The following is a 15,357-nucleotide window of genomic DNA, read 5'->3' as shown; positions in this document are numbered from 1 at the left end:
GGTCTTACGAAGTTTCCAGTAATCGTTTGAGTTTCCGACCGCCGGTGATTTCAAAGCCTTCGCGCTGGTAAAAGGCCAGGGTTTTATCAAATTCGGGAAGGGAAGGCGTTGTCACTTCCAAACGTTTCCAGCCCTGTCCGCGCCCATAGTCCATAACGCTCTGTATGAGCATTTTTCCTACGCCTTTGCGGCGATATTGCGGTTTGACATAAAACTCGGCCAGTGTGCCGAAACAGCCTTCAGCATAGAGTGCGTAACTCGGGTAAAGGCTGGCAAAGCCGATTAACTGCCGGTCGATTCTGGCTGCAATGACGCGGTAGTGCCCTTCAGCGATAAACCCGCGTAAGCGTTTTACGACTTCTTGTTCGTCAAAGCAAAAAGCGGGTTGGCCGGTTGCCTGCATGATTTCCTGCAAGAGCTCACCGGTCAGCGCGGCGATTTCCTCCGCGTTTTCCTGACGCATTTCCAGAAGTTGAATTTGATCCATGTTGGCCGTCCTTGCTTTCATTTGATCTCGAGGTTGCTCCAAATTAGCGCCTGGTAAACCTTTGTCTGGTGCAATTTCAGTGGGTTCTTTCAACTGCAAAATAAACAGAAACATGCGCCGTTGCGGCTATTTGTATGACGGCAAAGCGCTTTTGCAAGGATTGGCACGTTTTCTGGTTAGGCTGTGCAAAACAATAATCAGAGGTTTTTGGCTCATCCTAGTTTGTGGCGGGATGGGCTTTTTTTGTATCCGAAATTACTGTATCTGCTCCCAGTCAGGATAGCCATCGGCCATTCTGCTGGCATCAAAATCATGCTGCCTGAGGTTTTCCACCGCTTCATACGACCATAGGCAATAAGGCCCGCGACAATACACGATGACCGGCTTGTCCCGGGAGAGGTCTTTGATCTGCTCGCTGAGTTCCTCGATGGGGATATTGATGGCGCCGTCTATATGTCCGGCCTGATACTCATCTTCCGGTCTTACATCGAGCAGGGTGATGCTCTCGGTCTGTAATGCTTTTTTGATTTCTTTAGGATTAAAGGGCGTCAAGGGAGCCCGAGGCTGAAGTTTTTCATTCAGAATGGTTGAGACTTCGGCCATTTGGTTCTCGGCGATGTGCCGCATTGTTTGTACCAGAGTCACTATACTTGGCTCGCTGAGCCGGTAGATACGCTGCTTTCCTTGAATTTCACAAACCACCAGCCCGCTCTGTTTAAGGTGTTGCAAATGTTTGGATACATTCGCCAGGCTTAAATTGAGTTTTTGACTCAAGGTTTCCACTTGAGTGGGAGCCTGCGCGAGAATGTCGAGTATAAGAAGACGATTGGCATGGCCCATGGATTTGCCGATCTGCGCCAATTGTTCAAATAAACATAGTTTTAGATTATCGGTTGTCATTCTGCTTTAAGGTCATTGGTCATGAAATAGTAAATCCCGGGGAAGCCGGGTTTCCTGTGAAAAGAAAGCAATAAGCGGCTCTTCACAATATAGCGACCGAAGCATGTCTTGTCGACCCTGCTTTTGCCTCAATCGGGAAAGGGGAATTTGACAATCCAGAAATCTGCCACTAACATTCAACCAATTAGTTGAATGAGGTCAGTTGAATGCAAGATTCTGCGTTATCCGGGCGTTTCTTTGAAAACGGAATTCGCTGTAATCTGCCGCAGTTTTTGCACCAGTTGTTACAGGTTTTTCTGGTTGGATCTATGATTGGTCTGACTCGAACGGTACTTCCGGGTCTGTCTTCTACAGAGTTCGGTTTGGCCGAGCAGCAGTTTATATTGCTTACCGCTTTTGTCGTGGTGTTCGGCTTTATTAAGGCTGTTATGAACTTGCTGGCTGGGCGGATGTCCGATCGTTTCGGGCGGAAAAATATACTGATTCTCGGGTGGATAGCGGCATTGCCGATTCCGATTTTGTTCTATTTCGCCGATAGCTGGTATTGGATTTTGGCGGCCACTCTGTTTTTGGGGTTAAATCAGGGGTTAAGTTGGTCGATGGCGCTGAACAGTAAACTTGATTTGGCAAAGCCTACTCAGAGAGGGCTGGTTAACGGTTTGAATGAGTTCTCCGGATATGCTGCCGTTGGATTGGCCGGATTGGCGGCCGCAGTGGCGGTGGAATCGCTGGGGGCACATTTGGCGTTGAGTATTTTATCGATGCTGACTCTGTGTGCCGGTTTATACCTGGCCGTTTTTCACATTGTCGAAACCAAGCCTTGGGCTGAAGACAATGGCGGCAGTCAATCGGCTTCCCGACCACAGGGCCGGCCGCTAAACACGTTGTTTGCTTATGCCTCACTGCAATACTCTCCGCTGGTTGCGCTGAACCAGGCGGGCATGGTTGAGAAGTTTGTCGATGCGTTGGTTTGGGTGCTTCTGCCGGTTTATTTGCTCAGTCGGGAGTTGTCGCTGATTCAAGCCAGCGCTATTATTTCAGTTTACGGCGTCGTTTGGGGAGCCTCCCAATTAGTCACAGGTCCTTTATCGGATAGAATAGGTCGCAAGCCTCTCATTGTGGCTGGAATGTGGATATGTGCGCTGGGTGTCTGGGCGATTGTTCACAGCCATGGCAGTGGGTGGTGGTCGCTGGAAGCGGCTCTGATTGGTCTTGGGATGGCGATGCTTTATCCAACTCTGGGCGCAGCGGTGGCCGATCATGCCGACGCTCAGGAAAGAGCGACGATTTTAGGCATTTACCGATTCTGGCGCGATTTCGGTTATGCAATCGGTGCCTTGGTTATGGGACTGGCAGCTCAGTTTACCGGACGCTTGGAAAGTGCGTTTGAACTGGTTGCGGTCGCCATGGTAATTTCGGGTCTTTGGGTTTGGCTTAAAGTCCCTCATAAAAAGATTCATTAAGTGGCAGGTAAACCTATGTCGAGTCAACTAGAATTTCAGGCATTGAAAGAACATTTGCAGACCGTGATTGTCGGGCAGGAAGCGCTTCTGGATAAAATGATGGTCGCGCTTCTGACCGGCGGACACGTTTTGCTGGAAGGGCCGCCGGGGCTGGCTAAAACGACTGCGGTTAAGGCGCTGGCGCAAGGCGTGCATGCCGCTTTTCAGCGCATCCAGTTTACCCCCGACCTGATGCCGGGCGATGTGATCGGCTCGGAAATTCTGGATAAAGAGAGTGGTGCTTTACGCTTTGTCCCGGGGCCGATTTTCCACGATATTATTCTGGCCGACGAGATTAACCGCGCGCCGCCGAAAGTGCAGTCAGCGCTGCTGGAAGCGATGGCGGAAAAACAGGTAACCGCCGGCGGCAAAACGCGCGCCTTGCCGGAGACGTTTTTGGTTCTGGCCACTCAGAACCCGCTTGAGCAGAACGGAACTTACCCTTTGCCGGAGGCGCAACTCGACCGTTTCATGCTGCACCTTTTATTGGATTACCCCGATCAGGAAGACGAGCTGGAAATACTGCGTCGCGACCGCAAGCGCCACTTTGGCGAAGATCGGGATAATTACCAAAGTGCCTTAACCCCGGAACAGGTGATGCAGGCGCGCCATCAGGTTTCGGAACAGTATGTTTCCGAACCCGTTGAAGCCTATATGGTGGCGTTGGTGACGGCTACCCGACGTCTTGGAGAGCTGGATCCCGAGATGGAAGAAGTCTTGCAGATCGGCGCCTCGCCGCGCGCGTCTCTGGCTCTGCTGCATGCCAGTTGTGCCTGGGCATGGCTGGATGGCCGGGATTTCGTTACCCCGGACGATGTACAGCAGATGCTGCCGGATGTTCTGCGACACCGAATTATCCTGAGTTTTGGTGCTTATGCCAGTGGCTGGAGCGCGGATAAAATCATCCAGCGTTTGATTGAATTGGTCGCCATCCCGGAAATGGATTGACTGTCTGCATGAAACCGTTGGATTCACAGTCGTTTAAGGCGTTGTTAAACCAGCTGGATGCATGGAATATGCAGCCGGACTGGGGTCAGCAGCTCTCGTCACAGTCCTTGCAGGGGCCGCAGAACAGCCGGATGCATGGCAGCGGCAGTGAATTCGCAGAAAGCCGTCCCTATTCGCATGGGGATGAAATCCGTCATCTCGATTGGCGTTTAATGGCGCGCAGCGGCGAAGCCTTCAGTCGCCGTTTTGAAGAGCAGCGTCAGGCGCAGTGGGTGATCGCTGTCGATATGCGCGAACCGATGTGGTTCGGAACCCGTCGCCAGTTTAAGGTTTCTCAGGCATTGAATCTGGTTGCAATGATCGCATGGCAGGCGCAAAGACATAATGTCAGTCTGCAGCTCTGGGCTTTCGGAGATCGTTTACTGCGCATTCCTCTGACGCAGTTAAGTGGTCAGAGTCTGGTGCTTTCCTGTCTGCAGTCTCTGAATCATTCGAAGTCCGAGTGGCTTGCCGCAGGCAAACGGCCGGTGAGTTTGGCCAAAGCGATGAATGAACTCTTTACGCATACCGATGCCGGAGCGAGTGTCTTTATTGTCAGCGATCTGCATGACTTTACCGAAGATGCCGAATTTGCCAAGCAGCTAATCGCCTGGCGACAGCGTTTGACGCTGAATTTTCTATGGTTGTATGATCCGGCGGAAATCGCTTTACCGGCCGCTCCCGGATTGCAGTTGCTCGGTTCTATGGGTAAGGCGCTTCGTCTCGATCGCTTGTTGGAACGCAAAGCTTATCAGCACTGGGCGCAGTCGCACTACGCTCAGATCGAGGAAGCCTTGATAAAAAACGGCGCCCGTTTTGCGGCGGCTTCCAGCGAAACGCCCCTGCAACAGTTGGCAAGGGTTTATCTGCAGTTAACCGCCCATAATCAAGGCGTTTTGGCGGCCCAGCAGTCGACACTTTCCGAACGAGGGACGACGAATGGCTGAACTTATCGATATCGAAGCGCCTTTTCTTCCCGTGCCGGCGCTTGCGGAAAGCGCATCGACATTTTGGTGGTGGGTACTGCCGGCATTAATGATGTTTGGCCTGATCTGGCTGCTGAGAAGTCGCAGTTTTCGACACTGGCGCCGTTTGCTTGCCTGGAGAAGCGAAGACGGTGTCTGGGTTCTGTTTTATCTGCTGCAACCTTTAAAACGAAATAGTTCCATGTTGAGCTCTTCCCTGCGGGATCGACTGCAAATGGTGCTGCAACAGCTGGGTACTTTGGCGAGCCAGTCGCAGGCCTTGACTCCGGCACAGGAAGCAGAGCTAGGCTATTTGTCAGCGGCGGCCAAACGTTTGTACTGGCGTTGGCTCTGGTCCGCGTATTTCGGGCGCCAGAAAATGCGTCTAAAACACGGGTTCCGACGTTTTTCGCTGAAAGCTCGCTCGGAGAGACAAGATGGCTGACTGGTTGGAGTTGACACAGAACTGGTGGCAGTCGTGGCATTTTGCTGCGCCTCAGCTGCTTTGGCTGGCCGCTTTTCTGCCTGTCTGGTGGTTATGGCGCGGTTTTGTGCGCAAGCGCGATCTGCAAGATGATCTGGGGGATTGGCGTGATTGGCACTTTTCGAGGATTATCAGCGCCAAACATAGCCTTTTAGCTCAGATGCAGGCAAATTCACTACCTACCGAAGCGACAAAAGAAAGCGACAAACAGTTGAAAACCTGGCAGGCGCTGCTTCTGTTTACACTGCGCTTTGCTTTATTGCTGAGTCTGTTGCTCGTTTTGGCTCAGCCGCAAAAAGCGTTGCCTCCTGAACCTTTGGTGCAGCAGAAAACAGTGCGCGATCTGTTGTTTGTGGTCGAGGCATCCGCTTCCTTTCTGTTGAACGACTATCAGCAAAATGGCCAGCCTCAGACGCGAATGCAGGCGGTTCAGCAAGTCTTGGATCAGTTTATTGAGCAACTCCCCGGTAACCGTTTCGCGATTACCGTTTATGCGCAAAGCGCGTTTAACCTTCTGCATCTGAGTGCGGATCAGCAAGCCGCGCGTCTTTATCTGCAACGTCTGAGACCTTATCTGGCCGGGCGAACTGATGAAGCCATGGCGGAAGCTTTAGGGTTGGCGCTGAAGCAGACTCAGTCAGCCAATCTGGCTTTGGAGCAGATGCCCGAGCGTAAACGGGTTCTGATTCTGATTAGCGATGGCGATAACCAGTCGAGCCGTCTGCCGGTCGAGCAGGCGCTCGATTACGCGCAGTTGTTGCAGGTTCCGATCTATACCATTGGCGTGGGTGCGACGGATGAACGGGCCGATAAACGCGAATTCAGCGGCCTGTTGTATCAACCTTTGAAGGCGGATCTGTTACGCACTATCGCTGCGGAGACCGGAGGACAGTTCTACCAGATCGGCAGCGGGCGGGATCTGCGGGAAGTTCTGCACAAAATTGATCAGGCGGAAGGGGTGCCGTGGCAGGCGCCTCCGCAGAAACGGGCTTTTATGCCGTTGTATCCGCAGTTTCTTTGGTTGAGTTTGCTGTTGTTTGTCGCCTACCTTTCGGCTCTGGTTCTGACGCGAGCGGCGTCGCATGATGAGGAGGCCGCAAGATGATCGGACTGGAGTGGTTAAGTTGGCGTCAGCCGGCATTTTTACTCGCGCTTTGTATGCCGTTGCTGCTTCTGCTTTGGCGTCGTTTCAAAGAGCAGAGTTCGCAGCAATCCTATGCGGATAAACACCTGTGGCCGAATCTTAAGGCCTCCGGCCCGTCGCGTCGAGGCTATAGGCGTTATGCCCTTTTTTCACCTTTGACGCTGTTGATTCTGGCGTGGAGCAGTCTGGTGATTGCCATGGCGGGTCCGAAAATCTATCAGCAAAGTACCGACAGTCAATCCTTGCAAGGGGTCGATATTATGCTGGTTCTGGATTTGTCGCGATCAATGCTGGCATCGGAACCGGGACAGCCGAGCCGCTTTGAAAATGCCCGTCGCCTGGCGCAGAGTTTCAGTAAGCAGCTGCAGCCGCAGGATCGCGTAGGGCTGATGGCGTTTTCCGGAAGCGCGCATCTGGTGAGTCCTTTGGCGTTTGACAAGTCATTGATTGTCGAGGATCTGGAATTGCTTTATCCCGGTTTGGTTCCGTTGGACGGGTCATGGCTGGAACCGGCGATTATCCGCGGACTGCAGCATTTAGAGCATAATCAGGTTGGCTCCTCGCTGAGCGAAAAAATTCAAAACCGTGCCCGGGCGCTGGTGGTTTTCAGTGACGGGGCCGAACCGTTCCTAAAACCGGTCGAACTGTCGCAGGATCTTAAAGCGCTGCCGCTGCAAGACTGGCTTCAGGATGATCTTAACCATTTGTGGCTGTTGGGGTTCGGCTCTTTGCAGCCGCAGGCCGTACCGGATGACGCACATCCTTCGGGCGTGCTGCATCATTTCGGTCTTCCGGTGAACTCGGCTTTGCAGGAAGGCAGTCTTCGTCAGTGGACGGAAAAAGCGAAGCATGCAGACTACTGGCGCAGTGACGGGAGTTTGACTCCTTTGCTTGAGCATCTGGGTGAATTGCGCGAATCCTCCCGAAAGCAATCTGTTCAGGCACAGCAGTGGTTATGGTTGGATATTGGTCCTTGGTTCGTCGGCGCGGCGCTTGTTTTGTTGGCGATGGTTTTTATGCCGCAAATTATCTGGATCGGTTTCTTCGTGATCGCGATTGCGCTGTTAAGTACAAAGGTATTTGCCTCCGCAGAGGAGCAGGAGGCTTTCCAGCTCTATCAGCAACAGGAGTTTGTACAATCCCAGCAGGCTTATGCGGTTTTGGCCGCGGAACGCGCGCAACAGCCGAATGAGTTTTCGGCCTGGTTCGGTGCCGGCGCTGCCGCCTATAAGGCACAGGATTATGCGGCTGCCGTGCGTTATTTTCGGCAGGCCGCCTGGTTGGCCGACAATGATGATCTGCGTGCCAAAGCACTGTTCAATCTCGGTAACAGTTACTATCTGGCCTCACTTCCGACGCCGGCCGTGGAAGCATTTGAACAAGCGTTGCTGTACCGTTCTCCCTATGCCGAAGCCGAGCACAATCTGGCGTTGGCCAAGCAGCGCTGTGAAGAGGAGCTGGCAATGCGCCGCAAAAAACAGGACGGAGACGATGCTGAAGGCGAGTCCAGTGGAAGAGGCGAGCAGCAGGATGGAGCCTTTTATGGCGGACAGAAGCCAAACAGTTCTCAGTCCGATGAAGAGGGATTCGGCGCGGATGGTGACGCAATGGGTGGTGAGCGCAATGGCGATAAGCCGCCACTTCCCGAACAGAGCGATTATGCCCTGTATCAGCTTGAAAGCGGCAGTAAGGATTTTGTCGCCGGTTCCGCCGGACGTGCAGAGTCGGCTGCTGTGCAGATACAACGTCAGGAGAGCCGTTTGAAAAACGCCCGCCAGTTTGCCGCGGAAGTCGCAGTATTGGAATCCCAGCAGCGTCGTCTGCTAAAACGGTTGTTTGAAGCAGAAGCCGGTTTTCATGCGGAACAGGATGAAACCCATGCCATTCCGGGGATACAGCCATGGTAAGAGTGTTTTTCTTTTTGCTTTCTGTATTCCTGACGCTTCCTTCTCAGGCGGTTTCAGTTGAACTTCAAAAGGCGCAGGTGCCTTTCGGTGAGGCGGTTGTCGTCAGAATAAAAACACAGGAAAGTGAGGTGTTGCAGCACTATTTACAGAATCTGCCTCGCGAAGCATGGGCCAGAGATTTTGTTATCGAGTTGCATACGAACAGTCAAAACCGCGCGGCATACTATCTGTATGCCTATGAGCCCGGGCCATACCGACTTGCGGAAGGCGGAATCTTTCAGGGGGCGGATGTGCAGGTACTGCCGAACTCTTTGATTGATGTCCAGTGGCTGCCGGTTGCATCCAAAGTGGCGTATCAGAAGCAGGCATGGCCGTGGGAGGTCAAGATCAGATTGAACGATCCTAGCTTACGGGTTCAGCTTCAGGGATTTATCGGCAATGATTTACAGTCCAATCCTGAGGCCTTAAAGGTTGATTGGCAGGAACAGAGTCTGCTTGCCGGTGATTTGCAGGGAACCTTACGCAGCTGGTATCAATATGAGCAGCCGCAGGAAGCCTCGTCTCAAGAGTCAACACGAGTCTATTCTCCTGCTTTGCAAGTGGATCACGGCAAGCGTCATCCATGGAAGTTTTTTGCGCGTCCGGTCGAGATGCAGTGGAAACCCTTGCCTGGGTTTTTACCTCCGCAGGTTATGATAGGGTCGATCAATTTTCGAACACAACCATTACCTCTATGGGCGAAACAGGGCGACCTGCTGTACTGGCAATGGACATTGGACGGCGTACAGATGGGACGACAGGCGTTAAATACCGCGTTGTTGCAGATGTTGGCTACGCAGCCGAGAAACAGACAGTTCGAGTGGTTTGCGCCGGAAATAATCTATCAGGATAAAGATCCCGGAAAGGTTATGATCAAAATTCCGCTCAGATTGATGGAGACAGGAAATATCGCTCTGCCTGAATGGACCTGGCGTTATTTCGATACCGCAAGCGGCAAACTGCAGGTGGTGACTCCGCAAAGCGGTTCGCTGTGGAGTTTTGCACCTTGGCAGATCTATCTTACGGCCGCCTTGGTTTTAGGTTTTGCAGTCGGTTTACTTGTGCTTGTTATGCTGATTATTCATTTCTACCGGGTGAAACGGGTGGTTTTGCAGAAAGTTGCCGCTCTTGAGTCTGCTGGACAGAGTCAGGGATTATGGCAGCAAACCGAGCGTTGGCTGGCCTGTGGTTCTATTCGTTCTTGGGGGCAATGGCAAGAAGTGACCGGAGTAGAGCTTGAAGTGGTTGCAGCGTTACAGCATGGGCTGTATGCAAACGCCGGCAAAGGCAAACAATCCTTGCCGCTTGATGCCCTCGGCAAAGAACTGCGTAAGCTGAACTGTAATCGCAGAATTCTCGGCGCCTATTTTAAAAATTCGCTACAGTCCCTGATCAGGCAGCTATACAGGCGCTAATGGTTTGGCAGTCTGGCTGCGTGCTTTAGCTAAAGTTTTTGATCAGCTTATGGTATTTACGCCAGGCGATAAATGCAGCATAAGCGACAAAACCGATAATCACCGCGTAGCCGCTGTAGGCCAGTCCGCTGGAAAAGGCATTTTCTCGGAAAATGCTGGGGATAATCAGCAAAATACCGATAAAAATGCCGATCGAGGCCGTTTTCCAGGCAACCTTAAGGATGCTTTTTAAAAGAAGTTGTTTATGTTGCTTGGAGCCCAGTTCCATGTCAGCCTCGCTAAATATGTTGGTTAACCCAGTTGGTGAAGTTGCCTAAATCCATCGCGCCGGAAATACGGGTAATCTCTTGACCGTTTCTGAAAATCGCCAGCGTCGGGATGGAGCGAATTCCGTACTGCATGGCAACCTGCTGTTCGGCTTCGGTATTAATCTTGATAAAGCGCGCTTTGGGTTCCAGATTAGCCGCGGCTTGAGCAAATACCGGAGCGAAGCCCTGGCATGGACCGCACCAAGGCGCCCAGAAGTCGACGATTAACGGCTGATCGGTTTTTTGCAGAGCGCGGGTAAATTGCGCCCCATTCATTTCAAGCGGTTTTCCGGTAAACAGTGCCTGTTTGCATTTTCCGCATTTTGCACTGTTTTGCAGTTTCTCGTCGGCGACACGGTTTAAGCCGCCGCAGTGAGGACACATAATAATCATATCGAGTCTCCAGAATACAATGTTTGCCCCCTTTATATAGGGTCACTGAGAATCTTTGCAAGTGGCTTTCGCAGGATATTGTACCCAGTCCGGTTTAGGACTTTCGTGTTTACTGGCCTCAAATCCCTTGTCGACAAAACCATGCAGGGTCAGATCATGGCTGTGAATTAGTTCGACAAGCTTGGGATCGTCACTGGTCAAAATAGCTTCAACACCATCCTTAATCATATGGTATTCCATATTGATCTGATCTTTGTATTCAAAAAGTGCCGCAAACAGAGGGTCCCAGGAACGAATTGCGCGGCCTTTGGAGAATCGTTTTTCCATACCGACAACATGCTTCTGTAAAACTTTGGCTAAATGCGGGTTTTCCGAAGTGGTCTGGGCCTTAATGCCGTTTTCCAGCTTGATCGTCTGGCGTTGCAGTTGTTGATGCTCTTCCAGAAGTTCTTTAAAAAGGGCCTGATCTTTTAGGTGTTCGGCATCGGTTCCACGACCGAACTGGTATTGATGCTGGGTTTCGCTCATAGGATCCTCTTGTTTTAGAGAATGATTAGTGATTTGGAGAGTATAGCGGTAAAAGGGGAATAAAAAAAAGCGCGGTATTTGGCCTTACCGCGCTTTTACTGAGGAGCAATCAAACCTACAAGTTAGGGGAGAGTAAGTTTGAAAAAGACTACAAAACTAGCCAACTTAAAGAGGAATCTCTGTTTAAGTTGAGATCAGTTTACTGGGATTTCCCAATGCAAGCAATCCACAAAACTTGAAGAAGTATTGAGGAAGTATTAAAACTTATAAGCACATAAGCAATTTCTATCAAACTATAAAAGTGCGCAGCAAATATGTAGTTTTCTGATTGCTTGTTTGCAGTACTACCGATAATTACACCTAATCCTTACCAATTAAGTCAAGTAAAGTTCTCTATCGTTTTATTGTGCTTGCGGCACTTAACGGACTCCTTTATCGAGTGTCTATAAAGGAGTAACCGAGTGGCCAGGTCAGTTTTGTCACGGATTAGATGTTAAAGGGATTCAAGTTGAACGTTTTTACTCACTGATCAGGTAATTACGTTTAGCGTACTTTTTCATCAACAGAAAATCGGCAGGAAATACGGTTGTAATTTTTTTTTGCGGTATTTACAGTGCATTAAGTTCTTTGTTTTTCAATTAAATAATTTATATTGCCTGTTATTTAAAAAATTTAATGCTGTATAAAAAATAAAAGCGTAAAAATCTATATTTAATTAAGTTATTGATATTTAAAGTTAAAAATGAAAAATACAGCCGGTTTTCAGGGGGTTTTGTAAATTTTTTTTACTTATTGTCCCTAAGGACAGTAGAGACAATTTACGTCAGTGAGTAAGATAGGTTCCAATCTCGAGAAGAAAGGCTTCAAACCTTCTAAATTATTGACTACGAAGCGAAAAATAAACAGCCACTTCTGAGTGAGTTTAAATAAAAAATAATTGGAGTTTTACTCATGGCAACAGAACTACTACTTAATAACCCGATTGGCCAAATGCTGTACGGCGATATTGGAAATTTCGACAATACAGATGATAGCCCACGCATGAATACAGCGCTTTTCGAAGGTGTCAACCTTCTGAACAACATCGCTGGTACAGGCTACACTGGTGCGACTGCAACAGATAACTCTACAAATGTAATGGACTTCTTCGAATTGATGCGAGGAATTCCTATGTTTGATATGGCGATGTATCTGAATAATCAGTTCATGCCGACAGCAGACGTTTTGATCAAACTGGAAGGGATTCTGAACTCTCTTCCTATCGTCAGTACGCATGTTCTTCCAATGCTTGCGCCTGAACGTACGCAAGATGAATTTGGTGGCGATGCGCTTGGCGCGACAATTGGTGTACTGAAGTCTTTCCCGACTTTGGAAGGTCCTGTTGACATGGTTCTGCAAAATCTTCAGGCAGACCCGCTATTGGCAGATCAGGTAGATGTACTGACTACCTTCCTGCATGACTTCTCATTTGCAGGTAACCTGATCGCTGGAACGGTACCTCCAGGAAGCCCACTGAGCTCACACGGTGAAAACGGTGGAGATACTTTTGGTCTAGTGGTTGATTTTGCTTCATCCGTTCCTGTTGTAGGCGATGTGGTGTCGATGGTTATTCCTGACGTCTTCCCGAATGCAATGGGCGGTGATGTACAAGCGCTTGCCGGTGTTCTTCACTCTTCAATTCCTGGATATATCGTTGTTGACGCGCTAATCGGTGAAGAAGGATTTGTTTCCGGCCTGCTTCACGGTGAAGTGAATACAGACGCTCTTCTTGGGTTGACTGACGTATTGGTTGATGCGGCTCCAGAACTAGGCGGTCTGCTTGGTGGTACCGGTTTGATCTCCGGTGGTGCTTCTGCGGATGCTTCTGGTGAAAGTTCTGCAGGTTTGAATCTTCTTGGTGCTCTGGATCTTTCTTCAAACTCTGCTTTGAACCTGGGTTCTTTGACGTCAATTCTTGACTTTGCTTAATTTTTGAGCAGCGCTCCCAGCCTCAATACCGGGGCTGGGACGTTTCAATCGCCTTAAACATTCTTTTTGCTATGGGTCTTGGTTCATCAAGCAGGGGCTATAGCAAAAACACAAAAATAATAACGATAAAATCATTGTTGGAGAACGAAATGGCTATTCAAATCGGGGTTGTTAAGTCTATTGCTGGGGTAGCGAAGGCAATCGATCCAAAAACCGGAACAGAAAGAATATTAACCGTCGGTAGCCCTGTTTATCAGGGAGAGGTCTTGCAAACCGCAGATGCGTCCCAGCTTATGGTCGATATGAAAAACGGCGAGTTAATCACTCTAGGCCGTTTGACTTCCCTGTCATTGGATTCCGACGTGACCAACGATTCCGGTTCCGATGCCGAAACCGAGATGGCCGCCAGACTTGAAGCGCTGGAAAATGCGATTGCAGACGGGAATCTTGAAGGTATTAATCTGGATGAGCTTGAAGAGGTTGCCGCCGGTGACGAACCGGGCAGCGCCAATGATGGTGGTGTTGTGATCGCGCGCCTGGGACTGGAAGGTAATGTTACATCCGGTTTTGATACCAATGGTTTGCCGACAGGGATTGCAAGCGCTGCGGAAAGAGCGGCTTTAGCTGACCAGCCAACCCCGACTGAGCCGCCAACAGAGCCGCCAACAGAGCCGCCAACAGAGCCGCCAACAGAGCCGCCTGGGACTGATCACGCACCTAAAGCGTTTATCGTTGACGATGGTGAGACCTTACTGGGTTTGATCGGTGCCAATTATCAGAGTGGAAATTCCGCGGAAACCGGCTTCTCTATCGGCGACATTCTGACTAATGAAACCGTTGTCAGCTCTTCGCTGTTCGGCGGTTCGGGAAATACGCCAATTGAGTTGGGCGCTCTGGATCTGATTAACTATCAGCCGGATAAGATTTTCTATGTTCAGGATGAAGATGATGATATCCAGAAGATGGAAATGACGATTGATAATGGCATTGGTGAAGACCTTCTAGGGCTTGGCTACGTCATTGGTCGCGAAGAGTTTGTTGCGCCGGATGAAAACGACCCCGAGTATCAGGACTATAACTATGAAGTCAGCGATGATGGTCAGAAAGTTACGGTAACCCGTAAAGATGGTCAGCCGATGTCCGATGAAGAGGCTAATCATGCCATGGGTGGCGTGCAGCGCGAAGATACCAGTACCCTGGGTCAGTTATTGAACTCGGGTGTTATTATCGGATCTCAATACACGCTATATGTTGAAGACAGCAAAGGTTTGAATGATACGGCCACTTCTTCGCAGTTCCTGGACATTAGTTTGCTGCAGAACGGTACTAATGATGGTATTTCCGAACTGTTGGATGTGCCTTTGTTGAATGTTCTGGATCCGATTACCAATAATCTGGATGATGCATTAGGCGATATCGATAACGGATTGTTGGATACCGTTCAGGACATCGTTTCTACTGTCGATAATGCAACCGATCCTTTGACTAATGTTTTGGCTCCGGTCGGAGATTTGCTGAATGGTGTTGGTGGCGTTGTCGTTGATTTGACGGATACGCTTGGTAATGAAACGCCTTTAGGTGATCCGACCTTGGGACAAGAGGTAGCAGGTCTACTTGATACAGTAACGTCTCCAATCGTTGATTTACAAGGGCCGGACTTAAGTCAGGGGAATATTGCGACTACTCTGTTAGGTCCAGAAGGAACGGTTGATCAAGTCGTTGCGGCACTGACAGATATTCTTGATGCTCTTCTGGGTACGCAGTTGAGCGCAATTGACTATGGCGAAGATAATTTAACAACAGATCTTCAAGAATTGTTGACCGGCGATGAAGACCTGTTCGGTACGCTTGTCGGTCTGCTTGGTGGCGCTCCTGAAGACGGAACTGCCGGTTCGGCCGATCAACTGATTGACGGTCTAACCGATGTTGTCGATCAGCTTTTAGGTACCAATACGGATCTAACAGATGATGCGATCAATCGAATTACAACCGATTTGCAGGAATTGTTGACCGGTGATGAAGACTTGATGGGCACGCTTGCCGGTCTGCTTGGCGGTTATCCGGATCAAGGAACCGCTGGTTCGGTCGATCATCTGGTCGATGGTGTAACAGATGTTGTCGATCAGCTTTTGGGAACCGACACCACTTCAACGGACGATGGCCTGAATCTGGTGACTACCGATGTTCAAGAGCTGTTGACCGGAGAAGACGATCTGACTCAGACGGTAACCGACTTGTTGGGTGGTACGCCGGAAGACGGTACAGCCGGATCGGTTGACCAGTTGGTTGGCGGTGTAACAGATGTTGTCGATCAGCTTTTGGGAACCGAC

The 15,357-nt window shown here is 50.2% G+C and carries 14 protein-coding genes; 9 read left to right on the top strand and 5 right to left on the bottom strand.

Going from position 1 to position 15,357, the window contains the following annotated elements:
• Positions 1–4: 4 nt before the first annotated feature.
• Together J3999_RS09750 and J3999_RS09745 are read right to left on the bottom strand one after the other, a co-directional pair.
• Positions 5–487: a GNAT family N-acetyltransferase gene (locus J3999_RS09750; protein ID WP_243755430.1), complete on the bottom strand. Its 483-nt coding sequence runs from the start codon at positions 485–487 to the stop codon at positions 5–7.
• Between the two features lie 255 nt (positions 488–742).
• Complete coding sequence (locus J3999_RS09745) at positions 743–1,387, bottom strand: metalloregulator ArsR/SmtB family transcription factor (protein ID WP_208127711.1); 645 nt, start codon at positions 1,385–1,387, stop codon at positions 743–745.
• Positions 1,388–1,593: 206 nt separating this feature from the next.
• On the opposite strand from J3999_RS09745, the gene J3999_RS09740 reads away from it, so the two are divergent.
• Genes J3999_RS09740 through J3999_RS09710 form a run of 7 tightly spaced genes read left to right on the top strand, consistent with a single transcriptional unit; the run spans position 1,594 to position 9,830 of the window.
• Positions 1,594–2,850, top strand: a complete 1,257-nt coding sequence (locus J3999_RS09740; RefSeq protein ID WP_208127710.1) for an MFS transporter — start codon at positions 1,594–1,596, stop codon at positions 2,848–2,850.
• A gap of 15 nt (positions 2,851–2,865) precedes the next feature.
• Entirely contained in the window at positions 2,866–3,837 is a 972-nt protein-coding gene (locus tag J3999_RS09735) for a MoxR family ATPase (RefSeq protein ID WP_208127709.1), read from the top strand.
• A gap of 8 nt (positions 3,838–3,845) precedes the next feature.
• Positions 3,846–4,823 carry a DUF58 domain-containing protein gene (locus J3999_RS09730; protein ID WP_208127708.1) on the top strand — a complete coding sequence of 326 codons (978 nt, stop codon included), beginning with the start codon at positions 3,846–3,848 and terminating at the stop codon, positions 4,821–4,823.
• Positions 4,816–5,286 (top strand): hypothetical protein, encoded by a 471-nt coding sequence (locus tag J3999_RS09725; RefSeq protein WP_208127707.1) that lies wholly within the window; start codon positions 4,816–4,818, stop codon positions 5,284–5,286. The genes J3999_RS09730 and J3999_RS09725 overlap by 8 nt, the downstream gene beginning before the upstream one ends.
• Positions 5,279–6,430, top strand: a complete 1,152-nt coding sequence (locus tag J3999_RS09720; RefSeq protein ID WP_208127706.1) for a VWA domain-containing protein — start codon at positions 5,279–5,281, stop codon at positions 6,428–6,430. Before J3999_RS09725 ends, J3999_RS09720 begins: the two co-directional genes overlap by 8 nt.
• Entirely contained in the window at positions 6,427–8,376 is a 1,950-nt protein-coding gene (locus tag J3999_RS09715) for a VWA domain-containing protein (protein ID WP_208127705.1), read from the top strand. The genes J3999_RS09720 and J3999_RS09715 overlap by 4 nt, the downstream gene beginning before the upstream one ends.
• A complete protein-coding gene (locus J3999_RS09710) occupies positions 8,370–9,830 on the top strand; it encodes a hypothetical protein (RefSeq protein ID WP_208127704.1) in 1,461 nt (486 codons plus the stop codon). Before J3999_RS09715 ends, J3999_RS09710 begins: the two co-directional genes overlap by 7 nt.
• A gap of 25 nt (positions 9,831–9,855) precedes the next feature.
• Here J3999_RS09710 and J3999_RS09705 read toward each other — a convergent pair whose 3' ends face one another.
• From J3999_RS09705 to J3999_RS09695, 3 genes are read right to left on the bottom strand one after another with little or no spacing between them, the layout of a single operon-like run.
• Entirely contained in the window at positions 9,856–10,098 is a 243-nt protein-coding gene (locus tag J3999_RS09705) for a hypothetical protein (protein WP_208127703.1), read from the bottom strand.
• Positions 10,099–10,108: 10 nt separating this feature from the next.
• Entirely contained in the window at positions 10,109–10,531 is a 423-nt protein-coding gene (gene trxC, locus J3999_RS09700; protein WP_208127702.1) for a thioredoxin TrxC, read from the bottom strand.
• A 42-nt stretch (positions 10,532–10,573) separates the two neighbouring features.
• A complete protein-coding gene (locus J3999_RS09695) occupies positions 10,574–11,059 on the bottom strand; it encodes a hypothetical protein (protein WP_208127701.1) in 486 nt (161 codons plus the stop codon).
• A 951-nt stretch (positions 11,060–12,010) separates the two neighbouring features.
• Here J3999_RS09695 and J3999_RS09690 point away from each other — a divergent pair.
• Positions 12,011–13,027: a hypothetical protein gene (locus J3999_RS09690; protein ID WP_208127700.1), complete on the top strand. Its 1,017-nt coding sequence runs from the start codon at positions 12,011–12,013 to the stop codon at positions 13,025–13,027.
• A gap of 149 nt (positions 13,028–13,176) precedes the next feature.
• The coding region (locus J3999_RS09685) for a retention module-containing protein (RefSeq protein ID WP_208127699.1) at positions 13,177–15,357 on the top strand (2,181 nt) is incomplete at its 3' end.

Source organism: Thiomicrorhabdus sp. 6S3-12 (genome assembly GCF_017571475.1).
Classification (GTDB): Bacteria; Pseudomonadota; Gammaproteobacteria; order Thiomicrospirales; family Thiomicrospiraceae; genus Thiomicrorhabdus.
The sequence above is the reverse complement of the archived record's forward strand: the minus strand, read 5'-3'. Positions and strand labels throughout refer to the sequence as shown.

Bases quoted from the DNA above. Each gene is read 5' to 3' on its own strand.
- J3999_RS09750 (WP_243755430.1), bottom strand. From the start codon at position 487: ATGGATCAAATTCAACTTCTGGAAATGCGTCAGGAAAACGCGGAGGAA.
- J3999_RS09745 (WP_208127711.1), bottom strand. From the start codon at position 1,387: ATGACAACCGATAATCTAAAACTATGTTTATTTGAACAATTGGCGCAG.
- J3999_RS09740 (WP_208127710.1), top strand. From the start codon at position 1,594: ATGCAAGATTCTGCGTTATCCGGGCGTTTCTTTGAAAACGGAATTCGC.
- J3999_RS09735 (WP_208127709.1), top strand. From the start codon at position 2,866: ATGTCGAGTCAACTAGAATTTCAGGCATTGAAAGAACATTTGCAGACC.
- J3999_RS09730 (WP_208127708.1), top strand. From the start codon at position 3,846: ATGAAACCGTTGGATTCACAGTCGTTTAAGGCGTTGTTAAACCAGCTG.
- J3999_RS09725 (WP_208127707.1), top strand. From the start codon at position 4,816: ATGGCTGAACTTATCGATATCGAAGCGCCTTTTCTTCCCGTGCCGGCG.
- J3999_RS09720 (WP_208127706.1), top strand. From the start codon at position 5,279: ATGGCTGACTGGTTGGAGTTGACACAGAACTGGTGGCAGTCGTGGCAT.
- J3999_RS09715 (WP_208127705.1), top strand. From the start codon at position 6,427: ATGATCGGACTGGAGTGGTTAAGTTGGCGTCAGCCGGCATTTTTACTC.
- J3999_RS09710 (WP_208127704.1), top strand. From the start codon at position 8,370: ATGGTAAGAGTGTTTTTCTTTTTGCTTTCTGTATTCCTGACGCTTCCT.
- J3999_RS09705 (WP_208127703.1), bottom strand. From the start codon at position 10,098: ATGGAACTGGGCTCCAAGCAACATAAACAACTTCTTTTAAAAAGCATC.
- trxC (WP_208127702.1), bottom strand. From the start codon at position 10,531: ATGATTATTATGTGTCCTCACTGCGGCGGCTTAAACCGTGTCGCCGAC.
- J3999_RS09695 (WP_208127701.1), bottom strand. From the start codon at position 11,059: ATGAGCGAAACCCAGCATCAATACCAGTTCGGTCGTGGAACCGATGCC.
- J3999_RS09690 (WP_208127700.1), top strand. From the start codon at position 12,011: ATGGCAACAGAACTACTACTTAATAACCCGATTGGCCAAATGCTGTAC.